This window comes from Psychroflexus montanilacus, assembly GCF_020164535.1.
In the GTDB taxonomy this organism is placed as follows: domain Bacteria; phylum Bacteroidota; class Bacteroidia; order Flavobacteriales; family Flavobacteriaceae; genus Psychroflexus; species Psychroflexus montanilacus.
Window position 1 is genome coordinate 1 of record NZ_JAIQZC010000008.1, and the last position, 573, is coordinate 573.

At 39.1% G+C, this 573-nt stretch carries 1 tRNA gene and 1 rRNA gene; both read left to right on the forward strand.

The features are described from left to right. Window positions 1–131: 131 nt before the first annotated feature. Window positions 132–205 (forward strand) — tRNA-Ala (locus LB454_RS13960). A 191-nt stretch (window positions 206–396) separates the two neighbouring features. Then, window positions 397–573: ribosomal RNA gene (locus tag LB454_RS13965) — 23S ribosomal RNA — on the forward strand; the annotation flags it as partial.

Genomic DNA, 573 nt, shown 5'->3' on the forward strand with positions numbered 1-573 from the left:
AATACCTCCTTTTTTAGAGTATTGCAATTGATAAATTGCAGTAGACGTTTAGAGAAAGGGAATTAATGAAGCTTTGATCAGGTAATGATTAGGATAAAGCTTTTGTGTTTCTAATTGTCAATTTAATATTTGGGGGATTAGCTCAGCTGGCTAGAGCGCCTGCCTTGCACGCAGGAGGTCATCGGTTCGACTCCGATATTCTCCACTTGGTTTAGAATTTAGACACTAGACTTGAGACGTTATATCTCTCATATCTATATACCTAATTCTAAATAGAACGTTCATTGACATATTGAGAATATATAAGAATACGAGAGTTAATTGCTTTTGGTTTGTTTTAGGACAGATTAGGAGCAATGATTTAAGAGTAAAAATAAACTAATAATTATCGAAATAGATAAGCTTATTAAGGGCGTATGGGGGATGCCTAGGCTCTCAGAGGCGACGAAGGACGTGACAAGCTGCGATAAGCTGCGGGGATTAGCACATATGAATTGATCCGCAGATTTCCGAATGGGGCAACCCACTATACTGAAGGTATAGTATCCGACTTAGTCGGAAGCGAACCCGGTG